The 25247-nt window shown below is 70.4% G+C and carries 18 protein-coding genes; 12 read left to right on the top strand and 6 right to left on the bottom strand.

What is annotated here, in order from left to right:
• Positions 1–166 precede the first annotated feature (166 nt).
• Positions 167–1423, top strand: coding sequence for a helix-turn-helix transcriptional regulator (locus tag ACH495_RS18440; RefSeq protein ID WP_396858921.1), 1257 nt, complete (start codon positions 167–169; stop codon positions 1421–1423).
• Positions 1424–1538: 115 nt separating this feature from the next.
• Positions 1539–4610, top strand: a complete 3072-nt coding sequence (locus ACH495_RS18445) for a DUF3427 domain-containing protein (protein WP_396858922.1) — start codon at positions 1539–1541, stop codon at positions 4608–4610.
• A 155-nt stretch (positions 4611–4765) separates the two neighbouring features.
• On the opposite strand, the gene ACH495_RS18450 is transcribed toward ACH495_RS18445, so the two are convergent.
• Both ACH495_RS18450 and ACH495_RS18455 read right to left on the bottom strand, forming a co-directional pair.
• Complete coding sequence (locus tag ACH495_RS18450) at positions 4766–6019, bottom strand: DNA sulfur modification protein DndB (RefSeq protein WP_396858923.1); 1254 nt, start codon at positions 6017–6019, stop codon at positions 4766–4768.
• 217 nt (positions 6020–6236) lie between these two features.
• Positions 6237–11633, bottom strand: a complete 5397-nt coding sequence (locus ACH495_RS18455; protein WP_396858924.1) for an AAA domain-containing protein — start codon at positions 11631–11633, stop codon at positions 6237–6239.
• A gap of 451 nt (positions 11634–12084) precedes the next feature.
• On the opposite strand from ACH495_RS18455, the gene ACH495_RS18460 reads away from it, so the two are divergent.
• Genes ACH495_RS18460 through ACH495_RS18475 form a run of 4 tightly spaced genes read left to right on the top strand, consistent with a single transcriptional unit; the run spans position 12085 to position 15443 of the window.
• Positions 12085–12309, top strand: a complete 225-nt coding sequence (locus ACH495_RS18460) for a hypothetical protein (protein WP_396858925.1) — start codon at positions 12085–12087, stop codon at positions 12307–12309.
• A 12-nt stretch (positions 12310–12321) separates the two neighbouring features.
• A complete protein-coding gene (locus ACH495_RS18465) occupies positions 12322–13683 on the top strand; it encodes a restriction endonuclease (protein WP_396858926.1) in 1362 nt (453 codons plus the stop codon).
• A gap of 36 nt (positions 13684–13719) precedes the next feature.
• A complete protein-coding gene (locus tag ACH495_RS18470; protein WP_396858927.1) occupies positions 13720–14370 on the top strand; it encodes a DUF4433 domain-containing protein in 651 nt (216 codons plus the stop codon).
• Positions 14367–15443, top strand: coding sequence for a macro domain-containing protein (locus ACH495_RS18475; RefSeq protein ID WP_396858928.1), 1077 nt, complete (start codon positions 14367–14369; stop codon positions 15441–15443). The genes ACH495_RS18470 and ACH495_RS18475 overlap by 4 nt, the downstream gene beginning before the upstream one ends.
• A gap of 75 nt (positions 15444–15518) precedes the next feature.
• Here ACH495_RS18475 and ACH495_RS18480 read toward each other — a convergent pair whose 3' ends face one another.
• Positions 15519–16031, bottom strand: a complete 513-nt coding sequence (locus ACH495_RS18480) for a DUF1772 domain-containing protein (RefSeq protein WP_396858929.1) — start codon at positions 16029–16031, stop codon at positions 15519–15521.
• A 170-nt stretch (positions 16032–16201) separates the two neighbouring features.
• Here ACH495_RS18480 and ACH495_RS18485 point away from each other — a divergent pair, with 170 nt between their 5' ends.
• Together ACH495_RS18485 and ACH495_RS18490 are read left to right on the top strand one after the other, a co-directional pair.
• Positions 16202–17341: a sensor histidine kinase gene (locus tag ACH495_RS18485; protein ID WP_396858930.1), complete on the top strand. Its 1140-nt coding sequence runs from the start codon at positions 16202–16204 to the stop codon at positions 17339–17341.
• Positions 17338–18000 (top strand): response regulator, encoded by a 663-nt coding sequence (locus ACH495_RS18490; RefSeq protein WP_396858931.1) that lies wholly within the window; start codon positions 17338–17340, stop codon positions 17998–18000. The genes ACH495_RS18485 and ACH495_RS18490 overlap by 4 nt, the downstream gene beginning before the upstream one ends.
• Positions 18001–18021: 21 nt before the next feature.
• Here ACH495_RS18490 and ACH495_RS18495 read toward each other — a convergent pair whose 3' ends face one another.
• Positions 18022–19404 (bottom strand): hypothetical protein, encoded by a 1383-nt coding sequence (locus tag ACH495_RS18495; RefSeq protein WP_396858932.1) that lies wholly within the window; start codon positions 19402–19404, stop codon positions 18022–18024.
• A gap of 332 nt (positions 19405–19736) precedes the next feature.
• Between ACH495_RS18495 and ACH495_RS18500 the strand changes: the two genes are divergently transcribed.
• Positions 19737–20291: a PH domain-containing protein gene (locus tag ACH495_RS18500; RefSeq protein WP_396858933.1), complete on the top strand. Its 555-nt coding sequence runs from the start codon at positions 19737–19739 to the stop codon at positions 20289–20291.
• Positions 20292–20351: 60 nt separating this feature from the next.
• On the opposite strand, the gene ACH495_RS18505 is transcribed toward ACH495_RS18500, so the two are convergent.
• Complete coding sequence (locus tag ACH495_RS18505) at positions 20352–22529, bottom strand: MMPL family transporter (protein WP_396858934.1); 2178 nt, start codon at positions 22527–22529, stop codon at positions 20352–20354.
• Positions 22530–22638: 109 nt separating this feature from the next.
• Here ACH495_RS18505 and ACH495_RS18510 point away from each other — a divergent pair, with 109 nt between their 5' ends.
• Genes ACH495_RS18510 through ACH495_RS18520 form a run of 3 tightly spaced genes read left to right on the top strand, consistent with a single transcriptional unit; the run spans position 22639 to position 24769 of the window.
• Positions 22639–23628 (top strand): hypothetical protein, encoded by a 990-nt coding sequence (locus ACH495_RS18510; protein ID WP_396858935.1) that lies wholly within the window; start codon positions 22639–22641, stop codon positions 23626–23628.
• 35 nt (positions 23629–23663) lie between these two features.
• Complete coding sequence (locus ACH495_RS18515; RefSeq protein WP_396858936.1) at positions 23664–24029, top strand: VOC family protein; 366 nt, start codon at positions 23664–23666, stop codon at positions 24027–24029.
• Between the two features lie 5 nt (positions 24030–24034).
• Complete coding sequence (locus tag ACH495_RS18520; RefSeq protein WP_396858937.1) at positions 24035–24769, top strand: YqjF family protein; 735 nt, start codon at positions 24035–24037, stop codon at positions 24767–24769.
• A 21-nt stretch (positions 24770–24790) separates the two neighbouring features.
• On the opposite strand, the gene yidD is transcribed toward ACH495_RS18520, so the two are convergent.
• The gene (gene yidD / locus ACH495_RS18525) at positions 24791–25162 is read right to left on the bottom strand and encodes a membrane protein insertion efficiency factor YidD (RefSeq protein ID WP_396859008.1); all 372 of its coding nucleotides are present in this window, start codon (positions 25160–25162) and stop codon (positions 24791–24793) included.
• Between the last annotated feature and the right edge of the window lie 85 nt (positions 25163–25247).

Consider the following 25247-nt stretch of genomic DNA (forward strand, 5'->3'; position numbering starts at 1 on the left):
CCGGAGCCCAGCACCCGCCCCGGGCCATGCGATCAGCTTCGGGCTTGGACGGGGTGCGGAACTACAGCGCCGAAGGAGCCCGTATGACGCATAAATGAGGCATACGCCGCCCCACGAGTTCGACGCATCGTGACTACATTGACGACAGAGCGGAGGGAGGCTGAGCATGGCGCTGAAGCGGCAGCGGTTCTGCCAGCGACGGAAGGCTCTCGGGTACAGCCAGGAACGCTTGGCCGACATCCTGGGCGTCGAGCGGTCCACGGTGGTGAGGTGGGAGAACGCCGAGACGGATCCGCACCCCTGGCACCGAACCCGGATCGCGTTCGCGTTGGGCGTTACGCTCGAACAAGTCGATGGCATGCTCGCCGACGTGTCAGTGGCCAAGCGCCGAGGACGGGCTATGGGAGACGGACCTGAGGACTACGAAGCCAACAGCGCCAGCGCTGCGCGACCGGAGCTTCTGGGTAACCTACGGAGCTTCCTGACCGACTACCTCACGCCGCCGGCCGGGCCAGCACAGTCCCTCGCTCAGCTACGACGGTCTGTTCGGCGAATTCACGATCTCTACCAGCGAGCGAGCTACTCGTCCGCCACCCGCCTGCTGCCCGACGTGCTGCGCCAGGCAACCGAACTGACAAACAACCCCTCGGGGTCCCACAGCAGGGACGCCTTCCGTTTGCTCGCCGCCGCCTACCTCGCGGCAGCCAAGCTCGCGGCCAAGGTCGGCGATGGAGAGACTGCGCTCCTCACGGCGGACCGGGCCGCAACCGCCGCGAAGATCAGCGACGACCAGGCTCTCGTGGCGATCGCGGCATACCAGGCCGCCTGCGGTCTCCTCCGGATGCCTGGCCGAGCGGGCGAGGCCGAGGAGATCACACGCAGCAGCATCGATCACCTCGCCGCCAGCAATCCGACGGCCAGTCCCGACGTGCTCTCCGCTCACGGGGCACTGCTTCTCTTGGCCGCCGTCATGGCCGCTGGGCAGGACAACACGAAGGAGTCAGCTCAATACCTGTCACAGGCCGAGCGGCTGGCAGCCGACCTGGGCGCGGAACGAAACCGGCTGTGGACTGCCTTCGGTCCGACGAACGTCGCCATCCATTCCGTCTCTGCGGCCGTCCGGTCCCGGAAGCCCGACCACGCTTTGGAACTCGGGTCGCGCCTCGACACCTCACGGCTTCCGCCCGTCATCGTCGGGCGGCGGGCTCAGGTGCACATCGACTTGGCCGCAGCCGCGTTCATGTCATCGACGGACAGGTCCACTGCGGTGCTGCATCTGCTGGAAGCCGAGCGGGTGGCCGCCGAGGCGGTGCATGCGAACGTCCAAGCACGGGCCATCCTGCTCGATCTCATGACGAAGGAGAGGCGAGCGGCAACCCCAGGGCTACGACCGCTTGCACAGCGAGCCGGCCTGTTGGCATAACGAGAAAGGCATCACGCGTCGTCGGGACCGGCTTCCGTCAGATGTCCGACGTTGAGCCGATCGTGACGGGTTCGCCGGTGCCAACGATTTCGATCCTTGCCTAGGGTGTCAGGCGATGGATCTTGAGCCGGGAATCTACGAACACCTCATCACGCACGAGTTGGCCGTACGCCTTCGCAAGACTCGGGGCGCACTCGTCCAGGACGAGAAGTTTGACCCGGCCGACTCGCACGATGTGCTCGCCCGTCACCTCGCCGCCCTCGCGCGGCGGGCGCTGCTCGCGGTCGGCGGCGGCGAGAACAAGGTCGCCAGGCAGGTAGACCTGGCGAACCGCATCGCCGCACACATCGCTGAGGCCGAGCCTCGTGCCGTCACCGCCGACGACCAGGTGGCCGATGCCCAACGCCTCCTGCACGCCATCGCCGCCCCTCCCACTCCACCAGCCGAGCCGGTCTTCCCGATCCGCCCCTCCACGCCGCTCTCCACCGGCGCACTGCTGGTCAATGGTCGGCATCAGCCACGGATCGGGCACGAGGTCAGCCACGAGATGGCGTCCGCGGATGCAGTCGACCTGCTCTGCGCCTTCATCAAGTGGTACGGGCTGCGCATCATCGAGCCGGCGATCAGGGAGCTGATCGACCGAGGTGGTCGCGTCCGTGTCATCACCACCACGTACCTCGGTGCCACCGACCAGCGCGCCCTGGATCGGCTCGCGGAGTTGGGAGCTGAGGTCAAGGTCTCCTACGAGACCCGGACCACGCGCCTACACGCCAAGGCGTGGCTGTTCCGGCGCAACAACGGCACCACCACCGCGTACGTCGGCTCGTCCAACCTGTCGAAGGCCGCGCTGGTCGACGGCGTGGAGTGGAACGTACGCATCTCGAACCTGGAGCAACCGCACGTCATCGACACGTTCGAGGCGACGTTCGCCGACTACTGGAACGATTCGGCGTTCGAGGCGTACGACCCGATGAAGGACGCCGATCGGCTGCGCGTCGCGCTACGCGGGGAGCGCGCCGACGAAGCACCAACCGAGATCGCGAACCTGGACGTGCGGCCGTTCCCGTACCAGCAGGAGGTCCTAGACGACCTCAACGCCGAGCGGCTGGTGCACGGTCGCTGGCGGAATCTGGTGGTGATGGCGACCGGCACCGGCAAGACGGTGGTGGCGGCGTTGGACTATCGCCGACTCCAGCGGGCCGGGCAGGTCGACTCGCTGCTCTTCGTCGCGCATCAGGAGCAGATCCTGCGGCAGAGCCGGTCGGTGTTCCGCCAGGTGATGGGCGATGGGGCTTTCGGCGAAACCCTGGTCGGCGGCGATCGGCCGGACGGCTGGAAGCACGTGTTCGCGTCGATCCAGTCGCTGTCTCGGCAGGAGATCAACCCCGAGTCGTACGACATGGTGATCGTCGACGAGTTCCACCATGCCGAAGCGCCGACGTACACGCGGCTGTTGGAGCGGCTTCGGCCGCGCGTACTCCTGGGGTTGACCGCAACCCCCGACCGCAGCGACGGCGGGGACGTACGCCGGTGGTTCGACGGCCGCGCCTCGGTGGAACTGCATCTGTGGGAGGCGTTGGAGCGGCAGTTGCTGGCACCGTTCCAGTACTTCGGGCTACACGACGACGTGGATTTGACGCGGGTGCGGTGGAAGCGCGGCCAGGGCTACGACAAGGGCGACCTGGATGGCGTCTACACCGGCAACCACGCGCGGGCGCGGCTCATTCTCCAGGCGGTCAACCGCATCGCCGATGTGGCACGGATGCGGGCGCTCGGCTTCTGCGTCAGCATCGGGCACGCCGAGTTCATGGCCGACTGGTTCACCCGCCACGGCGTGCCGTCAGCGGCGGTGACGTCGACGCTCGATCGCGGTGAGCGGCACGCGCTGATCGACCGCTTCCGGAAGCGGGAGTTGCGGGTGCTGTTCACGGTCGACCTGTTCAACGAGGGCGTCGACCTGCCGATGGTCGACACGATCCTCATGCTGCGGCCCACCGAGAGCGCCACGATCTTCCTTCAACAGCTCGGCCGAGGGCTGCGGCTGGACGACGACAAGCCGTGCCTGACGGTGCTCGACTTCATCGGCGGCCAACACGCCAACTTCCGCTTCGATTTGCGGTGGCGGGCCCTGGCCGGCGTCAGCCGGCGGGCCGTCGAGTCGGCCGTCCGGGAGGACTTCCCGTCGCTGCCCAGCGGCTGCCACATCGAGTTGGACCGGGTGGCGAAGGACATCGTGCTCGCCAACCTGAAGTCGGCACTGCCGACATCGAAGAACGCGCTGGTGGCGGAACTCCGGCAGCTTGGCGACGTCGGCCTGTCCGACTTCCTGCACGAGACCGGCTTGGAGATCGAGGACGTCTACCGGTCGGCCAGCGTCGGCGGCTGGGCGGGGTTGCGACGCCTGGCCGGGCTTGACCCGTCCGCTGGTGGCCCGGACGACCGCGAACTCGGTCGGGCCATCGGTCGGATGCTGCACGTCGACGACGTCGACCGGCTTGACCTCATCCGTCAGGTGGCGGCCGGCCAGCAACCGCCGTCGGGGCGGCTGCTCGACATGCTGCACTTCAGCCTGTGGGGGCCGGCGGTGCCGTTGACCGAGCGCGACGCCCGGCTCAAGCGGCTCTGGGCGGAGTCGGCGCGCTGCGCGGAGCTACGGCAGGTCGCCGACGTGCTGCGCGATCGGATTCACCGGGTCACCGAGCGGCCGGTTTCGGGGCGGGTGCCGCTGCGGGTGCACGCCCGCTACAGCCGTAACGAGGCATGCGCGGCGTTCGGCATGGCGAACCCGGGGTCGCTGCGCGAGGGCGTGAAGTGGCTACCGAACGAGCAGGCCGATCTCTTCTTCGTCACGCTGGTCAAGTCGGCCGAGCACTACTCCCCCACGACGATGTACGCCGACCGGGCCATCACCGACAGGCTGTTCCAGTGGGAGTCGCAGAGCACCACATCGGCGGCGTCGGCGACCGGGCGGCGGTATGTCGACCACGTCAGGCAGAAGTCGGCCGTGCATCTGTTCATCCGGGAGACCAAGATGGCCGACCGCGACCTGGGGGCGCCTGCCTATCTCTATGCGGGGTCGATGACGTACCAGGAGCACACCGGAGATCGACCCATGCGAATTCTCTGGTTGCTGAGACATCCGTTACCCGCTGACGTGTATGCCACAGCGAGGACGATCGCCGCATGATTGATCATGCTGGCGCACGAATGCTTGCTTCTACTGGTTGAACCCGCTGATCATCTTGCCGCCGCCAAAGCGCTACCTGCGGCCGCCTTGCGGTGCTGGCAGGACCGGCAGTTTCATGAAAACCAGCCGAGCCTGCCAGCATGCCCAGGTTCGAATCAGGCACTCACCAGAGGTTCAGTCCCCGGCAGGGGATCATCCCCAAGGCTCGTCGACGCCACCAAGCCAATTGCCGCCATGACCCTAGCCGCCGCCAGACGCCCCGGTGCCCGAGTGGTGCTGATCTTGTCGCCAGAGATAATAGTTCCTTCCCAGATATTGGCATCACGCCGCCAGTCAATCTTTGTGGCAAGATCGACGTAGCGAGCCGTTCGCCAAGCAGGATCTTGATTCTTTTCGATCTCATACGCTACGTGGCCGATGATAACCAGACCCGTGGCAGTCATGTTGATGTATTGTTTGCGATAATCGACGACCTGGTTCGCCGGACCACCGGAGGTCGGTAGGCTCGCAATCGCATTCCACGGCACCATATTTTCGGTCAAGACTTCCATCATCGACAGGGTTCGCTCAACGAAGGAATCCTGCTTTTCGATGGTACCGATTACCTGGTTACTTCTCGCCGGAATACTAGATTCACTCAGCGCGTAGTCATGAAATAGAATCTCCTTAACCATGCCGCGCACCTGATTGAGCAGGAAGATGGCGGGAGAGTTCTTTGAAAGGCTCTTCGAAGTCTCATCAATTCGCCCGTGTAGAAGCTTAGAGCCATCGACAACCTTGGTCAAAACCCTGTTCAGCGGCTCACGGGTATTGAAGGCAGCAAGGAGGCTAGCGGGAATTTGCTTCGTCTGCGCTGCATCAGCGAAGTCTTGGTGGATACGGGCTAGGTCCGGCTCGACGACGATGACAACCGACACGCTGTCACTCATGAAGGTGGAATCCGGATCAGTGATAGAGTCGCTCGCCTTCATGATCGCCGCGAGTCGGTGCTGCCCATCTGTCACCGAGAATCGAGTTTCGTCGCCGATAACGACGAACCCGACCGTCGTAGCGAAGTTTCCGCGTGGGATGTGTACTGCCGGAACTGACCGAACATTGAGGGTCACCGGCGGTAGGATGTAGTTTCGCTCATTCTCGGTCAAATATTTGCTGATAGCCCGGACATGAGCCGTATCCATCGGGCGGTTCGTCGCCATACGCGGGTTTCCGCCCTTAACTGCGGGCTCAGCGACCACGTGCTTAACAAGAAAGGAGTGAGAGAAGGCGGTCGTAAGCATGAGGCGACCGCCTTGTTGAAAGACGACACACGTGAACGACCGGCCACCTGACGCTGACGCTGCCTCACTTGCGGCCTGCTGAGCAGCAGTCAGGGAGTCATGCTGGGTTAGTCCCAGCTCAGCGAAGAACATCGACAAGCACTTCCGTCCTATATGGAGGATGACAGTCCGCACTGTAGTGAAGTCCACGTAGGACGTCAACTTGTTCACGTTCTACGTGGCTTCTCGCACGTAAGACGTCGACTCTGTAGAGGTAGACGCCTAGTAGCCCGGACTCTCTGCTCTGCCGACCAGCTCATGGGCGTCGCGCACGAAGGTAAGCCGGTCAGCCGGCGGGCCGACTCCGGCCTCACGACAGTTGCGCGGACGCCTCCACCACCCGGCTGCTGGCGACCGCCAACTCCTCCTCGGTGAACAGCTCCCGGAACCCCGGCCGGATCACCACCGCCTCCGCGGTCAGGTCCACCCGCCCTCGCTCCCACAGCGCGGTGAACCCGTCCGACACCACCGGATGGTGCAACAACTGCCGAGCCGTCGCCAGGCCGCCCTTCTCTGTCACCATCCGCAGCAGCAGCGTCGCGTTGTAGTGCGCCTCGTCCCGGGCCCGCTCATAGGTGCGCACCATCGCCTCGTGGAACGCGGTCTCCAACGCCCGCCGGTCAGCCGCCTCGGGCACCGCCTCGCCCGACTCCGGCGCTCGGCCGCTGACGCTGACCATCGCCTGTCGCAACGCCTTCTCCAGCGCCTGGCGGTCCGGCACCTCGGTTGCGGGCGGCACGGCAACGACGGGGGCGGTGAGAGCGGCCTGCGGATCGGGCGCGGGACTGGCCGGTCCGTCGCCGCCGGTCAGCCGCAGCAGCCGGGTCACGCTGCGGAACCGGACGGCGGCCGGGCTGGTCGGCGGGAAATACTGCACCAGGCCGGCGTGCCTGCCCCGACTGTCCTCCACGGGCATGTCCCGCTTCATGGCGGCCGCGCCGATCACTGCCTTCGCCTCGTGCGGGCGTACCCAGCAGACCAGCCGCGCGCCGGTCGGATGTGCCCGCTCCACCCGGACGTTGGCCCGATACTTACGGGCTTCCGGCGAGGCGCTGTCGTAGTACCGGGCCCACCCGAGCACCCTGCCCTCGTGTCGGATCGGCACGTCGCGGCACTGCTTGTAGCAGTCCGTGGCGGCCACCGCCTCGTAGGGCCGCAGCCAGGCGACGTTGCGGTAGCCGACCGGCACGGGAACCATGCCGTCGGCCGCCGCCTCGTCCTCGGTTCGGCGCAGCGACTCGGCCTCCGGCGCACCCTCGGGCCGCACCGTCTCGATCACGGTGACGGTCGGGACGACCGGCTCAGTCCGCTCGTCACCATCGGCCATGGCCGGGGCAGTTACGGGCCGCACCACCTCGGCGTCGATCACAGGCGGAGCGGAGGCGACAGGCGAGACGACGGGAGCAGGCGGAACCGCGGCGACAGCAGGTGGGGCGGCGCTGATGCCCAGCTCGTCGATGCGCTGCCAGAGCGGCTCCAGCGCCGCCCCCGGGTCCCGGCTGAACACGCTGCCCCGGATCCGGACGAACACGCAGTTGCCGACGCGCTCCAGCACCGCCTGTCGGCGCATGTCGCTCTCCCACTGGTCCGGTCCGTGGTAGGCGTCCCCGTCGCATTCGATGGCCAGGCGTCGGCCGTCCGGCGCGGGCAGCACGAAGTCGATCCGGTAGCCGCCGATGCGGAACTGCGGCAGCGGTCGGTAGCCGCGGCGCAGGATGCGCCGCAGCACCTCGCGTTCGAAGTCGCTGTCGCAGCGCCGCTCCAGGTCGTCGTACGCCTCCTCGGCGGCGTTGACGTTCTGGCAGTAGGTGAGCAGCAGTCCGCGCGCGTCGTCCTCGCGCAGGTCGGCCGGCTGCACCGAGTGGAAGACCCAGAGCTGGTCGCGGGCGCGGGAGGCGGCGACGTTGACCCGCCGGTGGTGGTCGCGCTTGGTGAACGCGGAGACCGGCCCGGAGTGCGGTTCGACGACCATCGAGACCAGGACGATGTCGCGTTCGTCGCCCTGGAAGGTGTACGAGTCACCCACGCGCATCCGGCGTCGTTCCATCTCCTCCTCGCCGATCTCCTCCCGGAGCCGAGTGAGCAGATAGATCGCCTGCCCGCTGGTGCTGAGCAGGCTGACCACGCCGATGCTGCGTCCCTCGTACGCCGGGTCGGCCACGATCGTCGCGACCTGCGCGACGAGGGCCTCCGCCTCGGCGACGTTGACGTTTCCGTACGGGGCGACGTCCTGCCGGATGCCGGCGGGCACGTGCACCGCGACGACCGGTTCGCCGATGCCCGCCGGCCGGTCGGTGCGCAGCGGCTCGATCTCCCCGCCGTAGTAGGTCTGGCTGGAGAAACCGATGATCGCCGGTACGGAGCGGAAGTGTTCGGTGAGCAGGATGCGTTCCGGGGAGCGGCGGACGGCGTGGTCGTAGAGGCTGCTCTCCGGGTCGAAGTGCTCAGCCGACGGCACGTCGACCAGGTGCGAGTTGATCAGGCCGGCGACGGTGCCGACGAACGACAGTTGCGGGCCGATCTGCTGGTCGTCGCCGACCACGACGGCGCGTTCGGCGAGGCTCAGCACCGGCAGGGAGAACATGTCGGCCTGGGACGCCTCGTCCACGATCACCACGTCGAAGTGTGCCCCGGCGGTGAACTGCTCGATGGCCCGGTCCACGGACATGACCCAGACCGGAACGGCGTCGACCGCGGCGCTCATGGCCCGCTGGGCGTGCGCCTGCCACTGGGCGGCGTTCTTCCCCGTACCCTTTCCGATCTTGCGGAGGGCGGTGGTCCAGTCGGCGAGCGCGGCCCGCCGGCGGTCGTCGAGGGCCTTGGAGACCTCCAGCCAGGAGGAGGCCACGACGAGTTCCTGGGTGAGTCGGCGGATCCGGTCCCGGGTCTGCTCGACGCGGCGGCCGAGCACGACCGGGTCGACGCTGCCCACGACGGTGTCGAACCAGGTCTGCGCGCGGCGCCACTGCCACCGGTGCGGGCAGTCGCCGCCGGTGCCGGCCAGCGCGGTCGCCGTGCCGGCGTCGATCTCGGCGGTCCACGCCGGTGCCGCCGGGCGGAGCCGGTCGGTGAGCTGGGTGAATCGTTGCGCGTCGGGCCGGAGGGCAGCCAGCCGGCGTACCTCGTCGAGGATGCCGTCCCAGGCGGACAGGTCGCCCTGCCGGCTCTGGTCCAACAGCCGCCACAGCTCGCTGGCGTCGTCGGTGGACATGCCGGTCTGGAGCGCGGCGTCGAGACCCCGTTCTTCGGCGGCGAGGCGGTCGTGCTCGAACACGGTCGCGGACCGGGCCACCAGCTCGGTGAGCGCGGCCAGCCGGCGCACGTCGACGGTCTGTTCGACGCGGGGCACCAGCCGACGGACGGTCGCGTGCAGGCTGGGCCACCCCCGCCGGTCCCAGTCGAGGGCGGTGGCCGCGTCGGTGAGCAGCCCGCCCACCCAGAGTTCGGGCTGGTCGCCGGCCACGGGCGGCAACTGGAGCGGGCCGCGCCAGTAGGCCCACCGGGTGTCGAGTTCCTGCCGCAGGCGCCGCAGGTTCAGGTACGCGAGCACCACGTCCACGTCGTCGGCGCTCCGCAGGCCCTCGCCGTCGATGCGGCACTCGGCGGCGAGCTTGGCGAGCGTGCCCTGGAAGAGCTTGCTGACCCCCTTGCCTGCGGCGAAGCGCTGCCGCAGCTCGCCGAGCTGCGCCATCAGCTTGCGCGGTTCGGCCAGGTGCGCCTCCGGCACGTCGACCCGGTGCGCCGCGACCACCCGGGCCGCCTGGCCGAACTCGGTCAGCGCCCGCTGGACGGCCTCGACGTGGTCGGTCCACATGGCCCGCCAGTTCGGGTCGGCCTGGAGGAGCGTGGCCAGCCGGTCCGTCCAGGCGCCCTCGCGCCGGGCGAGGATGGCGTGGGCCTCCCGCAACTGCCGGCCGAGGTCGTCGAGCGCCGGGCGGCCGACCGCGCGTACCTCCGGCAGCAGCACGCCGTCGGTGGCGAGCCGGTCCAGCTCCGTGCGAGCGGCGGCGAGGTCCCGCCGGGCGGCCATCAGGGCCGAGGCGGCGGGCAACGCGGCCACCGTCGGCAGGTGCCGCAACGCCTGGGCCCGGTCCTGACGCTTCGTACGGCGGGCGATGTCGAGCAGGTCGGTGAACTCCTCGACGGTCAGCGGCAGGTCGAGGTGCGGAGGGATGTCGTCGGGAATGTCGCCGTACCGGTCGGCGCGCTCCCGCAGCCAGGTGCCCACGTCGCTGGGTGACAGGCGGACGCCGTCGATCTCGTGGTGCGCCGACTCGTTCTCGGCCAGTGTCCGCAGCGCGCCGAGCGCCTGCCCCAGATCGCGTTCGGTCTCCTCGAGCTGCCGGCGCAGCCGGTCCACCCGCTTCTGCTCGGCGCGCTTGTCGAGCGTCGCGCCGCGGTCGGAGAGTTCCCGGGCGGCCAGTTGGAGCTGGACGAGCTGGTCGGTGGACCGGCCGAGGACGGCCAGGCAGAGCGACTGGATCTCCGCCGGCAGCCCGTCCCGCAGGACCCGCAGCGGGTCCTCCTTCTGCGCCACCACCAGCACCCGCTTGCCGTGCGCCATGAGGTGACAGATCAGGTTGCGGATGGTGTGCGTCTTACCGGTGCCGGGCGGCCCCTGCACGGCGACGTTGCGGTGCTGCGCGAGCCGGCGGGCGATGGACTCCTGCGCCTCGTTGGTGGGCAGCGGCATGAGCAGCCGTTCGCCGAGCGGTGTCCACCGATCCGGCTGGTCGTGCGGCATCTCCAGGCGGCTCGGCTCGTGGGCGAGGATGGCCGCCAGCGCGCCGATGGTCGCGGTGTCCTGGGCGAGCAGGCGGGCCCGGAGCTCCTCGAGGAACCGCCGGAGCATCCGCTGCCGGGGGCGGACGAAGAGCACGCCGGTGTCGTGGGCGTACGGGCCAGCCGGAGCGGGCTCGCCGACGGCCCGGACGGTCGGGTCGAGGCCGAGTCGGCGCAGCGCCCGTTCCAGGAACTCCACCCGGCTCAGGTCGTCCCAGACGTCGAGGTCGAGCTGCCCGCCGGAGCCGGCGAGCGCGAGGAGCTGGCCGAGATAGCGCTCGTCGAGGCCGGTCAACGGGTCGGTCTGGAGGCGGGCGGGCCCCTGCGGCACCACCCGGATCATCGACCGGTCGGCGTCGAACTCGATGGCCACAGGCGTCGCCGCCAGTGGATAGTGCACCCGATGGGCGTCGATCTCCGCACGCAGGAGACCGTGGCCCCAGACCAGCTCCTGGGTGGCGGCGTTCATGTCGAGGCGATGCTTGAGGTCGAACAGGCCGCGGTGCAGCCCGCGGACCGTCTCGGTGCGCCGCGCCTGTTCCGCCCAGGGACGCCAGTCGCGTTCCCGCCACTGCGCGAAGCGGTCGGTGAGTCGCTCGACCGTCTCGTCGTCAGCCGCCAGGCGCGGTTCGCTGTCGTACGAGACCGGGCTGGCCAGATGCGGGACGAACTCCGCCGGTGGGCGCAGGGGCTTCGGGGCGGCCGGCAGACCCACCCGCAACCAACTGCTGCCGTCCGGCGAGACACCGACCTGGCAGTCCGGATGGGCGGGCAGGTCGTGCTGCCAGAAGGCGTCGGCGTGCGGCACCGTCCGGGCGGGCTTCTCCATCTGCGCCCGCACGGCCATGAGGTAGTCGACCAGGGAGGTGGCTCGGTCGAGGATCACCGACGGGAGTTCGACAGTGGACGTCGAGCGGGAGAGCATGCGCACCCTTTGTGTTGATCGGGCAGGTTCGAAGATCCGAGTGGTCAGTCCGGCGGGGCTGGAAGCATCCGCAGATTTCGGCTCGACTGCGACATGTGCCGCGACAACACGTACATCACGACCGACCTCCCCATGGCGGTCCTCGGACCCTACCGGTCGGAGTCCCGTGAGCGGGAGTCCTCGGTCGTCAGGAATTCACTGACCGAGCTGGCACGATCGCGGTCCGTTCCGGCGGGCGAGTGCGCCGACAGTCCACAATCAGCCTCCACCGAGCGATAGGCCTGGACTGAGGGCATCTGTCTGAGATCTGACATGAAAATCCGGCTCGTTCGGGAGGATGGCGACCAATTGCGCTCGAGCAACGACCAACTCCTCGCTCGGCACGGTCCACGTGTCGCGGTCGCTGGCTATGGTGTCGACTCCGCAACCCTCCTGACACCGAGGAACGACTGTGGGCATCCTCAAGGAGATGCAACGGGCGCATGCGCGGCAGGTGCGCGCCCAGAAGCAGGCTCAGGCCGCCGCCTACCGACACCATCAGCAGATGCGCCGCGAGGCAGACCGCGCGATGAAGGCCGCGCAGCGCGCCAGCGCGGCGAACGAACGCGAGAGAAAACGGCTGTACGCGGAGGCGCGTGCGGCCGAGGTGGTCGCCGACAACGCAGACCTCCAGTAGCACCTCGACGAGTTGGACAAACTCCTCTCGGCAACGCTCGAGGTCGACGACCACATCGACCTTCGCCGCCTGCGGCGGTCCGCGAAGCACCCGCCTTTCGACCCCGGACCCCTCGGCACCCCGCTGCCACCTCCGGACTGGCGGCGCTTCGCTCCTCCCGCCCCCAGCGGTATCAGCAAGATGTTCGGCGGCCAGGCGCGCCACCAGCAGCAGATGGCGGCGGCACAGCAGGCGTTCGCGCAGGCTCAGGCGCAGCACGCGGCGGCCGAGGCGGATCGGCAGCGCCGGCTGTCGGCCGCCCACCAGAAATACCAGCAGCACTGCGCGAAGGTCGACGCGGAAGTCAATGCGCACAACGCGGAGATCGAGCGCTTCGCGGCGGCCCTCGCCGCCGCCGAGCCCGACCCCGTTGTCGAATACTTCGGCATGGTGCTGGGCAACTCGGTCTACCCGGACGACTTCCCTCAGCACTACCGGCTCGCCTATGTGCCGGAGCCCCGGCAGTTGGTGGTCGAGTACCACCTGCCGACCTTGGACGTGATCCCTGCGGTCCGGGAATACCGGTACGTCAAGTCGCGCGACGAGATCACCACGGCTGCCCGCCCGGCCAAGGAGATCAAGGAACGGTACGCGAATCTCGTCGCCCAGGTCACGTTGCGGACGGTGCATGAACTGTTCGAGGCTGACCGCTCCGGACTCGTGGAGACGGTGGTGTTCAACGGAATCGTCGACACGACCGACCCGCGGACCGGCGCGTCCGTCCAGCCGTGCCTCGTCACGCTTCGGACCACCCGGGACGTGTTCACCGGGCTGAATCTGAAGTTGGTCGAGCCGCTGGCCTGCCTGCAACACCTCAACGCCTCGGTTTCCAAGCGTCCGGCGGAGCTGGCGCCGGTGCGGCCGGTGCTCGAGTTCGACATGGTCGACAAGCGTTTCGTCGACGAGGTCGACGTACTTGCCGACCTGGACCAGCGGCCGAACCTGCTCAAGCTCAGCCCGACCGAGTTCGAGAGCCTGATCCAGAACCTCTTCGCCAGGATGGGCCTGGACACCAAGCAGACCAGACCGTCCCGAGACGGCGGCGTCGACTGCGTCGCCTTCGACCCCCGACCCATCTTCGGCGGCAAGGTGGTCATCCAGGCCAAGCGGTACCGCAACACGGTCGACGTCTCCGCTGTCCGCGACCTGTTCGGCACCCTGCAGAACGAGGGTGCGTCCAAGGGAATCCTCGTGACCACCAGTGGCTACGGTCCGGCCTCCTACGAGTTCGCCTCCGGGAAGCCGCTGGAGCTGATCGACGGTTCGAACCTGCTCTACCTGCTCGCGGAGCATGCGGAGGTGAAGGCACGGATCGACCCCGGTGAACTGGACTGAGCGGTGCGCCCAGCGAAGCCCGAGTGTGCGCCGATCATGCACTTCACGCACATCGACAATCTTCCGAGCGTCCTCTCCGCCGGCAAGCTGCTTGCTGACAATTCTGTTGGCGCGCACCTGAGGACCGATGTCGGCGCCGCTGACATCAAGGCCAGTCGCCGGACCCGCCCGGTCACCTGTCCACCCGGTGGCGTCGTCGCGGACTACGTGCCGTTCTACTTCGCGCCCCTGTCGCCGATGATGTATCGGATCTCGCGGGAGCATCGGGACGGAAGGGAAGGTTGCTACCCCGGCGGGGACGATCCGCTCGTCTACCTGGTGACTTCGATCGATCGGGTGCATGGAGCAGGCCTGCCCTGGGTGGCAAGCCACGGCAACTGCGCCGCGGGAGTGACCACCTTCTCCCGAGCCCTCGGCGACCTGGCCGCGCTGGTGGACTGGCCGTTGATGCGAGCCAAGTACTGGAAGAACGTTCCCGAGGACTCCGACCGGGTCCGACGCCGTATGGCCGAATTGCTGGTCCACCGCGAGTTCCCGCTCGACCTGATCACGGGTTTCGTCGTGCGGACGGAGGCTCGGAGGACGCAGGTCGTCCACATCCTCCGAGCTGCTGGCATCATCGACGCGTACGTTGATGTCAGACAGCACTGGTACTACGGATACCAGCGAGGGGAGGTGCGTGAGTGATCGTCATCAGCCATGGCAACCTCCTGACCGCCGATGCCGAGGCCCTCGTGAACACGGTCAACACGGTGGGTGTCATGGGCAAGGGCATCGCCCTTCAGTTCAAGCGCGCCTACCCGGCCAACTACACCGCCTACCGAGCTGCCTGCGCGGCGCAAGAGGTCAAGCTGGGCGAAATGTTCGTCTTCGACTCAGCTCGCCTCGGTCCCCGGCGATACGTGATCAACTTTCCCACCAAGGGTCACTGGCGTGCCAGTTCCCGGATCGAAGACATCCGCTCAGGGCTGGCGGATCTGGTCCGCGTGGTGCGCCAAAGGAAGATCACTTCAGTTGCGGTCCCGGCTCTGGGCTGCGGCAACGGCGGTCTCGCCTGGGGTGAGGTTCAGCCCATGATCGAAGAGGCTTTCGCCGCGCTTCCCGAGGTCCGGGTGCTGCTGTTCCCCCCCGAAGGTGCCCCCGATCCCGGTGACATGCCGGTGGCCACGGAAAAGCCCGGGCTCACTCCTGGCCGAGCCACGCTGCTGCGCGCGATCGAGCGCTACGTCGACCGCGCCCGCGCGCTCGAACCCCGTGAGGGCGTCACCGTGCTGGAGATCCAGAAGATCGCCTACTTCCTCCAAGTGCTCGGCCAACCCCTTCGCCTCCGTTTCGCTCGTGGGCGATACGGCCCTTACGCGGAGAACCTCAACCACGTCCTCGACCGGATCGAGGGGCACTACCTCACCGGGTTCGGCGATCGATCCGCCCGGGTCGAGGAGCTCCAGCCGGTCCGCCTGGTCGACGGCGCGGCCGACGACATCTCTGCCTGGTTCACCGCACATCCCGCCCCGGACGCGCTGCTGGACCGCTTCGCGCAGCTTGTCGACGGTTTCGAGGCACCGTACAGCCTCGAACTGTTGGCGACGGTGCACTACGCCGCCGAGCTACATCCTCCGGCTACCGACATCGACGAGCTGATCGATCGGGTGCGCACGTGGAGTGGGCGCAAGGCCCGGCTCTTCACGTCCGCCCACATCCGAATGGCCCACGGCCGGCTCCAGGACGTCGGGCTGCTGCCGAGCCCGGCACGGACCTGAGGCCACCATCGCCGAGAGCAGGTCGGGCGGTCAGTTGCCGCCTGCCGGTCGGTGGCACCCCGCCGACGCCGCAGGTCAGCCGCGTTCACGCGCCGGCGCGGTCGCACGGACGAACCGCAGCAGCGCGACGAACGCCAACCCGGCCGTCACCGCCCCACCCGCGAACCGCACCCAGTGTCCGGCGACGAACTCCGACGCCACCTGCCGCAGGTATTGCGGCGAGTGCGTCCCCGGCGGGTCCACGAACATGATCTCGTTTCGCGGCCAGAAGAACACCGCGGAGAACAGGAACTCGCAGGCGAGGAAGACCACTGTCGCGCCGGCCACCCACCAGCGCAGCCGGCGGTCGCGCCAGGTGAGCAGCGTCGCGGCGAGACTGCTCAGCACCACTGACGCGCCCAGCGGCGGGAAGTAGTCGTGCGGGCCGCCGTCGACCAGGAACGCGCGGGCGCGGTCGAGCGAGGCGGGCGGGTCGTTGAAGATGTTCGGGTAGAGCATGACGGTCTCGGCGGCGACCCCGCCGAACGACATCATGGCCGCCCAGACCATCACGATCAGCGCGAGCCACGTCAGTTTGATGCGGGACACGATGCTTCTCCTCACGCGAAGGGGACGTCAACGACGCTAGGTCGGCGGCAGGCAGCCGTCGTCCGCGCGGCGGCGTGCACGGCTGTCGCCTCTCGGCGTACAACCGGGGGTTGTCCCTGACGCCTGCGGGCGACAGCGCCGAGGGGCCGCGCGGACCTAGGCTCGGCTCCGTGCCGGACTTCTCGCTGACCCGCGCCGACGCGCTGCTCGCGGCGGCCACGCTCGGCCTGGTCGTGGTGGCCGTGGCGACGGAGTCGACCTCGGCCGGTGCGGCGGCGCTGGCCGGCGCGTTCGGGGTCGGGTTCGCCGCGCTGGTGTGGTGCGCGCGGCGGTGGCCGCTGCCGGCGTTGCTGGCCACGGCGGTCGGCATCCTCGGGTACTACGCGCTGGACCTGCCGCCGCTCGGGGTGGCGGCGCCGGCCGCCGCGGTGCTCTACGGGGTCGCGGAGCGGGGGCGGGTGGTGCCGGCCGCGCTGGTGGCCGGTGGGCTGCTGACGGTGTCGGTGACCGCCCGGCTGGTGGAGGGCGACGACGTCGCGGTGGTGGTGGGGGCGGCGCTGGGCTCGGAGGCGGCGCTGATGCTGGCGGTGATCGCGCTCGGGGACGCGGTGCGCAACCGGCGGTCGCTGCGGGCGGCGCTGCACCGGCAGGCCGCGACCGCGGCCGCGGACCGTCGTCGGGAGGCGGCCCGGCAGGTGGAGGCGGAACGGCTGCGCATCGCGCGGGAGGTGCACGACACGTTGGGCCACACCATGTCGGTGATCACGGTGCAGTCGGCGGTGGCGCGGGAGGCGCTTGCCGATCACGAGCCGGCGCAGGCGGAGACCGCGCTGGCGGCGATCCACGCGGTCAGCGGCAGCGCCATGGCGGAGCTGCGGGCCACGCTGGGCACGCTGCGCCGCGAGCCGGGCCCACACGAGCCGGCGCCCGGGTTCGCGCAGCTCCCGACGCTTGTCGACGGCGTCCGCCGGGGTGGGTTGGCGGTGGAGCTGCGCGTCGACGGGCCGGTGGCGGCGCTGCCGGCGGTGGTGGGCAGCACGGTCTACCGGGTGGTGCAGGAGGCGTTGACGAACGTGGTGCGCCACGCCAGGGCCGGCCGGGTCACGGTCGCGGTGCGCGCGCTGCCGGGTCGGTTGACGGTGGAGGTGGTCGACGACGGTCGCGGCGGGTCGCCGGGCCGCGCCGGCCAGGGGTTGCGGGGCATGGCGGAGCGGGTCGCGCTGCTCGGTGGCACGGTCGCGGCGGGCGCCGTCGAGGCCGGCGGCTTCCGGGTGTACGCGGACCTGCCGCTCGCGCGGGTCGCCGCGTGAACCCGGTCCGCGTGGTCGTGGTGGACGACCAGCATCTGGTACGGACCGGGCTGCGGGCGCTGCTGGAACGCGCGCCGGACATCGTGGTGGTGGGCGAGGCCGGCGACGGCGTCGGCGCGGTCGCGATGGTCCTCCAGCAGCGGCCCGACCTGGTGCTGATGGACGTGCGGATGCCCGGCGGGGACGGGCTGGCGGCGACCCGGCGGATCCTGGCCGATCCCACCTTGACCGGCGTGCAGGTGGTCATGCTGACCACGTTCGACGACGACGAGTACCTGTTCGAGGCGATCTCCGCCGGGGCGGCCGGTTTCCTGCTCAAGGACACCCCGCCGGACGCGCTGCGGGACGCGGTGCGGGTGGTGGCCGGCGGGGACGCGTTGCTCTCCCCCGCCGTCACGCGCCGGGTGCTCGCCGCGGCGGCCCGCTCGCCGGTGGCCGACCCGGCGCGGCTGGCCGGGCTCACCGCCCGGGAGCGGGACGTGTTGGCGCAGGTGGGCGCCGGGCGGTCGAACGCGGAGATCGGGGCGGCGTTGTTCCTCAGCCCGGACACCGCGCGCACCTACGTGAGCCGGTTGCTCCAGAAGCTGGCCGCTCGCGACCGCGCCCAGCTCGTGGTGATCGCGTACGAGAGCGGGCTGGTCCGCCCCGGCGGGAGCTGAACCGCCGGGGCGGGGCGTCGATCAGTTGCCGCCGTCGCCGTACCGGCCGCCGGTGGACTGCTTCCAGACCCGCCGGTTGGACATCTCGGAGATGAAGTCGACGTGCGCCTGGAGCGGCCAGGACAGCATCGAGTAGTCCCCGATCACGAACGTCATGTTGTAGGGCCCGTCGGCCGGGGTGGTGATGAACGTCGGCGCCACCATCTTGTAGTAGTTCTCCACCTCGTCCGGAAGCTTGCCGGAGTTGTCGGTCAACAGCAGCGGTGCGTGGTAGCCGAGGTGCGACAGCGGGGCGGACGCGACGGCGCCCTGCCAGTTGTCGATGTTGACCAGGGTGAAGCCGTGGCCGGGACCCAGGATGTTCCAGCCCATCATGCCGGCCGGGTCCCACATCTTGGCGAACGCCACGGACAGGTTGAACGGTGTCGTGGTGGCCGGGGTGTTGAACGCGACAGCGTCGTCGGCGTCCACGCGGGTGACGCTGCCGTACGTGCCGAGCGTCTTCACCACCGAGGCCGAGATCTGGTCCGGGCCGCCGAAGACGTAGATCAGGGCGTGGCCGTTGCGCCGCTTGAGCGCCTCGATCGTGGCGGCCGGGATGCTGTTGCGGTGCGCCCAGAGCAGCCCGGCCGGCATGTGCGAGGCCCAGTGCGTGGCCGGCAGGTAGTACTGCCAGTCGCGTCCGTCCGCCGAGCCGATCAGCACGTCCTGCGCCCCGTTGCCGCCGGTGCTGGCGCTGGTCTCCATCTGCGGCACGCCCAGGTCCGGGTTCTGGATGCTGCCGTAGAGCTTGTCGATGTTGTTCGACAGTTCGAAGACGTTCCGGCCGGTGACGGCTTCCCACTTCACCCCGATGCTGGTGAGCTGCCGCTTGACGGCGTCGTTCGCCGCGGCACCGACCAGGAAGGCGTCGACGTCGTTGCGGCGGACGATGCCGGTGTCACCGAGTCGCTTGATCTCGTTCAAGGTGACCGTCGGGATGCCGGTCCGGGTGACGTACAGGATGGGGGCGTCGTCCGGGAAGTGCAGCAGCGGCACGGCCGAGATCGCCTGGAGTGGGTCGTCGGGCGTGACCAGCGTCAGCCCCCACGGCCGGTCGGGGACGTTGTCGGTCTCCCCCGGCGCGTTCTCCGGCAACGCCGCCGGCCAGATGTGCTGGGTCACCGACACGGCCTCCTGGAACGGGTCGGTGCCCCAGAGGCGGGTGGTCGTCTTGGTGGCGATGGTCGGCACCAGGCTCGGCGCCTCGGGCGGCGACGGGACGTCGAAGTCCCGGCCGCACACGACCCCGAACGGCCACAGGTTCGGGTCGTTCGGTGGGCACTGCCGGCTCGGGGTCGGCTGCGGCGCGGCGACCGGGGTGGCCGCCAGCGCCGTTCGGGACAGGCCGTGCGGGACCGCCACGCCCAGGACGAACGACGTGACGCACAGGGCCGCCAGACCGGCGACCGGGAGGGGTCGGGAGAGACGCGGCAAAGGTCGGGGCCACCTGAGGTGTCGCATGGGGGATCACTCCTCGGTCTGCGCGCGGGCAGGACCCCGAGCCTGTTCCGGCCGGCGTCACCCGGCTGTGACCCGTGACCGGCAGCGGGTTGCCGAGTCGGTGACGGAGCGCGCTGGAGGTCGTCGACGCCGGTTGCGGCGGGCCGCTCCGGCCCGGGGACAGGCGCGTCCTCTGCTACGGTCCGCGGGCCGATGGCCTGGCGGGCCAGCACGGTGGCGGAAGGGGTGGGAGCGTGCGCGTCGACCCGATGGGGCGCAGCGGCAGGGATCGGGTCTTCTACGGCATCGCCGACCGATGGATCGGACGGCTCCTCCTGTTGTTCGTGGTGGTGGCCGTCCCGAGGGAGTTGTCCGGGCCGAGCCTGGCCGGCATCCCGTTCGACGTCGCTGCCGCGGCCTTCTTCGCGGTCATGGGCTGGATCTGCTTCCGAATGGGCTTCCGCACGCGACTGGCGGCCCGGCGCGACCACTTCGAGGTGGTCAACCTGCTGGCTGTCGAACGCATCCCCTACCGCGAGGTGGCGGCTGTCCACCTCGATCAGCTCTCGGTCCGCATCACCCTGACCTCAGGAGAACGAGTCCGGGCCTGGGGTCTCTCCGACTCGCTGCTGAACACCGGCGGATCCGAGCGTCAGAACCTGGTGGACCGCCTCCGCGTGATCGCCGCCGAGCGGCGGACCGAGGAGGGCCCACGCCGTACCCGCAGCCGCTTCCCCGACTGGTGGGCACCGCTCGCGCTGTTCGCGATCTTCTCCGGTGCGATCGTCCTCCGCCTGTTGACGCGGTGACCTCCACCGTCGGGCTGGTCCGCCCCGGCGGGAGCTGACCCCGCCGGGGGCGGGCCGCCGTCAGACCTGGGCCTCGCTCACCGGCTCCGGCTCTGGCTCTGGCGCCGGCGCCGCGTGCCGCCCTCCCCCGTCGCGCCGCTCGTCGCCGTGCCCCGGCCACCACGCCGTGTGCCCGATCAGCCCGGTCAGCGCCGGCACGAAGAACATCGACATGACGAACGCGGACAGCACGATCCCGATCGCCACCGCGAAGCCCATCTGCTGGAGGAACGAGATCGGCGCGAGCATCAGCACGCCGAACGTGCCGGCCAGGATCAGCCCGGCCGCGGCGATGGTCGGGCCGGCGTGTTCCACCCCGATGGCGGCGGCGCGGTGCGGTTCGTGGCCCTCCCGTGCCTCCTCGCGGAGTCGGGCGATCATGAGGATGTTGTAGTCGGTGCCGATCGCCACCACGAACAGGTAGAGGATGATCGGGAGTTGGAACGTCACGCCGGGCTTGCCCTGGAGGCCCTGGAACAGATAGACGGTCGCGCCCAGCGTGGCGGCGAAGTTGAGCAGCACGGCGATCACCAGGTAGATCGGCGCGACGAGGCTGCGCAGCAGCAGCCCGAGGATGAGCGCGATCAGGGCGGCGGCGACCGGCAGGATCACCGACAGGTCGCGGTTGTTGGCGGAGTTGATGTCGGCGAAGATCGCGGTCGGGCCGCCGACCAGCGCCCTGGTGCCCTGCGGGGCCCTGTCGTGCAGCGCGTCGCGCAGGTCGTCGCGGACCAGGGTGATCGCCTCGTTGGAGACCGGGTTCTCGTCGAGCAGCACGTTGACGCGGGCGACGCTCGGGTCGGTGGTGCTGCGCTCGGCCGGCTGCACCCGGGCCACGCCGGGCGCGTCGGCCGACGCGGCGGCGAAGTCGTTGACCTGCTGGTCGGTGAGCGGGGTGCCGTTCCCGGTGGTCAGGTAGACCTCGGTGGGCGCGAGCGCGCCGGCCGCGAAGCCGCGCTGGAGGTCCTTGGCGGCCCGCGCCGACTCGGTGTCCTGCGGGAAGCCGGCGCTGAAGTCGTAGTCGGCCTGGTAGCTGAGCACGCCGGCGGCGAGCGCGACGAGCAGCGCGCCGGACGCGGCGGCCACCACGGCGGGCCGGCGGCCGACGATCGTGCCGAGCCGCCGGGACAGCGTCGCCTTAAGCGGGCGCTGCCACGCCTTCGACGGCCAGAACACCCAGCGGCCGAGCAGCGACACGATGGCCGGGATCAGGGTCAGCGAGGTGATCAGCATGACGCCGACGGCGATGGCGAGCGCCGGGCCGAGCGAGCCGAAGAAGCCGAGCGAGGCGAGCAGCAACACCAGGAACGCGACGATGACCGCGCCGGCGGCGGACGTGATGACCTCGCCGACCCGCTGCACCGAGACGATCATCGCGGTGCGCTTGTCGTCGCCGGCGCGCAGCCGTTCGCGGTAGCGGAACAGCAGGAACAGGATGTAGTCGGTGCCGATGCCGAACAGCACGATCAGCAGGATGGTCTGGAGGTCCTGGCTGACGTTGAGGTCGAACGCCTTGCCGGCGGCGGCGACCAGCCCGGTGGTGACGGACATGACGACGCTGATCACCACGACCGGCAGCAGCGCGGCGATCGGGCTGCGGAAGATGATCAGGATCAGTCCGATGATCAGGACGATGGTGGCGACGCCGACGACCGCGAACGCCGAGTTGAAGGTGTTCTCGTTGTCGACGAAGCTGGCCACGTCGCCGGCCACCCCGGCGGTCAGGCCACTGCCGGCCAGGTCCGGCCCGAGCGCGGCGCGCAGGTCGCGTACGGCGTCGAGCAGTTTCGGGTCGCCCGGCGTCTCGGCGTCGAGACCGACGGAGATGATCTGCACCGACCGGTCCGGCGCGACGGCCGGCGGGCCGGTCAGGTAGCCGGAGGTCTGCGGGATGTTCCGGCCCTTGAGCGTCTGGGCGAGTTGCCCGACGCGCGCCTGGTCGGCCGCGGTGAGCGGCTTGCCGTCGCCGCGTTCGACCACGATGGTGGCGGTGGCGGTGGCCGCCTGCGGGAACGCCTTGGCGCCCAACTCGGTGGCCTGCACCGACTCGTAGGAGTGCGGCAGGAAGCTCTCCTGGTCGGCAGACGTGATGTCGCTCAGCGACGGGCTGGTGACCACCACGGCGATCGCGGCGAGGACCCAGCCGCCGATCACCCACCACGCCTTGCCGACGACGAATCTGCCCAGTCGCTCGAACATCGTTTCCCCCGTGAGTTCGACTGTCTCGTCGAGCATCCTACCGTCGGTGACCAATCCTTTTCGGACGGCACGCGCTCCCACGTCGATGGACACGTGCGAGGATCGGTGGATGAGTGTTCGCCGGCCCGGTCCGGGCGTCCTGGCGGCGTGGCTGCTGGCGACCGTGCCGGTCCCGCTGCTCTTCTTCGAGTGGACCCACCGGTGGGAGGAGGACCCGACGGTCGCCCCCGCGCTGTGGTGGCCGGTGCTGGCGGCGCCGGTGCTCGCCGCCGTGGTCGCGGCCGGTCAGCCCCGCCGGGGTGGCGTCGCCGGCCCCGCGCTCGCGGTGGCGACGGCGGTGGCGGTCACGGCGGTGCTGCTCGGCGCGTCGCTGGCGTTCTTCCGGTGGGTGGCGCCGCTGGCCGGCGAGGCCCGCTGGGGGCGCGCGCTGCTCGGCGGCCTGGCGCTCGCGGTGGCCGGCGCGCTGGTCGGGTACGCCGCCGGCACGCTCCGCGCCCGCCGGGACCGGCCGCCGTCGCGGCGCGGCTACCTGGTCGGCGCGCTCGCCGTCGTGTTCGGGGCGCTGCTGGCGCAGTCCGCGGTCCGGCTCGGCGCCGAGGGCAGCACGGTCGGGAACCCCCCGACGGAGTACGGCGGCACCGGCCCCTACGCGACGTCGGCCGGGCGGGTCACGGTGCCGGCGCCCGGGGCGTACGCGATCTTCGGGGTGAGTTCCTCGACGGCGGACCCGGGCTGCCGGCTCACCGGCGCCGACGCGGCGGTCCGGGTGGCGGAGCCGGTCCGCGTGCCGCCCGGCGGCTACGGCACGGACGCCACCGCGTTCGACTGGGTCGCCTCGGTCCGGCTGCCGGCAGCCGGGGCGTGGACGCTGACCTGCCGCACGTCGGATCCGGAGGCGTCCTACGTGCTCGGCGACGAGCCGCGGATCCGGGGCGCGGTGGGCGCGCTGATCCACTGGCCGGTGGGCGTGATCTGGCTGCTCGGCGCGCTGCCCGGCCTGCTCGTCGGCGTGGACACCGCCCGGCGGCGGCGCGCGGCCCGGCACGCGGCCGGGGGCGTGGCCCTCGATCGCCCCGGAAGTGTCGTAGTGGGCTCGTAGCCTGACGGGGTTCTCGACGATCACAGGGAGGCGACGTGCTCGACCACTTCTCCGTAGCGGTGCGCGACCTGAGGGCCAGCGGCGCCTTCTACGACACGGTCCTCGCCCCGCTGGGCGGCCGGCGGATCATGGAGCCGGGGCCGATCGGCTACGGCGTCGACACGCCCGACTTCTGGGTCGAGCCCGCCCCGGCCGACGCCGCCCCGGCGCCGGTGCACATCGCGTTCACCGCGCCCGACCGGGCGGCCGTGCGGGCGTTCCACGACGCGGCGGTGGCGGCCGGCGCCGAGGTGCTGCACGCGCCGAAGGTCTGGCCGGAATACCACGCCGCCTACTACGGCGCGTTCGTCCGCGACCCCGACGGCAACAACGTCGAGGCGGTCTGCCACCGGCCGGAGTGACAGCGGTGGAGGTCGAGCCGGTCGAGCACGCGCCCGCACGCGCCATCCGTCGGGCCTGGCTGGCGCAGCGTTGGCACGATCTCACGTTCCTGCACTGGGCGGCGCCACCGGAGCGGGTCGCGCCGCTGCTGCCCGCCGGCACCCGTCCCGACACGCTCGACGGGCTCACCTACGTCGGGCTGATCGGCTTCCGGATGGTCGGGCTGGGGCTCGGCCGGGGCCCGGGCGTGCCCTACTTCGGCACGTTCGCCGAGACCAACGTGCGGCTCTACTCGGTCGACGGCGCCGGCCGTCGGGCGGTGGTGTTCCGCTCGCTGGACGCGTCCCGGCTGGTGCCGGTGCTGGTCGCCCAGCTCGCCCTGCGCCTGCCCTACAAGTGGTCGGCGATGCGGCTGGAGCGGGCCGGCGACACGCTCACCTACCGCTGCCGGCGCCGCTGGCCCGGCCCGGCGGGCGCGACCAGCCGGATGACCGTCCGGGTCGGCGTGCCGATCGCCGAGCCGACGCCGCTGGAGCACTTCCTCACCGCGCGGTGGGGCCTGCACACCCGGGCGTACGGGCGCACCCGCCACCTGCCGAACTGGCACCCGCAGTGGCCGCTGCACCGCGCCGAGCTGCTGCACCTGGACGACGAGCTGGTCACCGCCGCCGGCCTGCCGGCACCGGACGGGCCGCCGGTGAGCGTGCTGCACTCCCCCGGCGTCCCGGTCGTCTTCGGCGGTCCCACGTCGGTCCCCTGACCGGCACGCGGCGGCCGGCGGTCAGCGCAGCGGGTCGTGGGTGCCGCGCGGCACGTCGGGGCGGCACCGGCGGACCCGGTCGGCGGCCATCCGGCCACCCACCGCGAGGCCGTGCCGTTCCACCGCGGCCAGCCCGTACGCGCTACACGTCGGCGTGTACCGGCAGGTCCCCGGCCAGCGGTGCGACAGCCAGCGCCGATAACCCAGGATGGCGGCCCGGCCGGCGCGGTCCACGGCCGGCGTCCGCACCAGGCCGGCGGTCACCGAGCCGACGGTGAGCAGCGTCGAGAACAGCCCCAGGTCGCAGCAGCCCGGGCCGTCACAGTCGAGCAGGTCGCAGTCGCAGTCGCACCAGTCCCGGTCCTTCTTCTTCTTGTGGCGTCGCTTCCGCATGATCACGAGGCCATGATGCGACACCCCCGCCAGTCGCCCCGACGGGTGGGGCGGAACCATAGCGTCGAGGGCGTCATGAGGAAGG

The organism is Micromonospora sp. NPDC018662, assembly GCF_044391475.1.
Lineage (GTDB): Bacteria > Actinomycetota > Actinomycetes > Mycobacteriales > Micromonosporaceae > Micromonospora.

Coding starts and splice junctions, on each gene's coding strand:
- ACH495_RS18450 (WP_396858923.1), bottom strand. CDS start 6,019: ATGTTCTTCGCTGAGCTGGGACTAACCCAGCATGACTCCCTGACTGCT.
- ACH495_RS18505 (WP_396858934.1), bottom strand. CDS start 22,529: ATGTTCGAGCGACTGGGCAGATTCGTCGTCGGCAAGGCGTGGTGGGTG.
- ACH495_RS18455 (WP_396858924.1), bottom strand. CDS start 11,633: ATGCTCTCCCGCTCGACGTCCACTGTCGAACTCCCGTCGGTGATCCTC.
- yidD (WP_396859008.1), bottom strand. CDS start 25,162: ATGCGGAAGCGACGCCACAAGAAGAAGAAGGACCGGGACTGGTGCGAC.
- ACH495_RS18510 (WP_396858935.1), top strand. CDS start 22,639: ATGAGTGTTCGCCGGCCCGGTCCGGGCGTCCTGGCGGCGTGGCTGCTG.
- ACH495_RS18470 (WP_396858927.1), top strand. CDS start 13,720: ATGCACTTCACGCACATCGACAATCTTCCGAGCGTCCTCTCCGCCGGC.
- ACH495_RS18445 (WP_396858922.1), top strand. CDS start 1,539: ATGGATCTTGAGCCGGGAATCTACGAACACCTCATCACGCACGAGTTG.
- ACH495_RS18440 (WP_396858921.1), top strand. CDS start 167: ATGGCGCTGAAGCGGCAGCGGTTCTGCCAGCGACGGAAGGCTCTCGGG.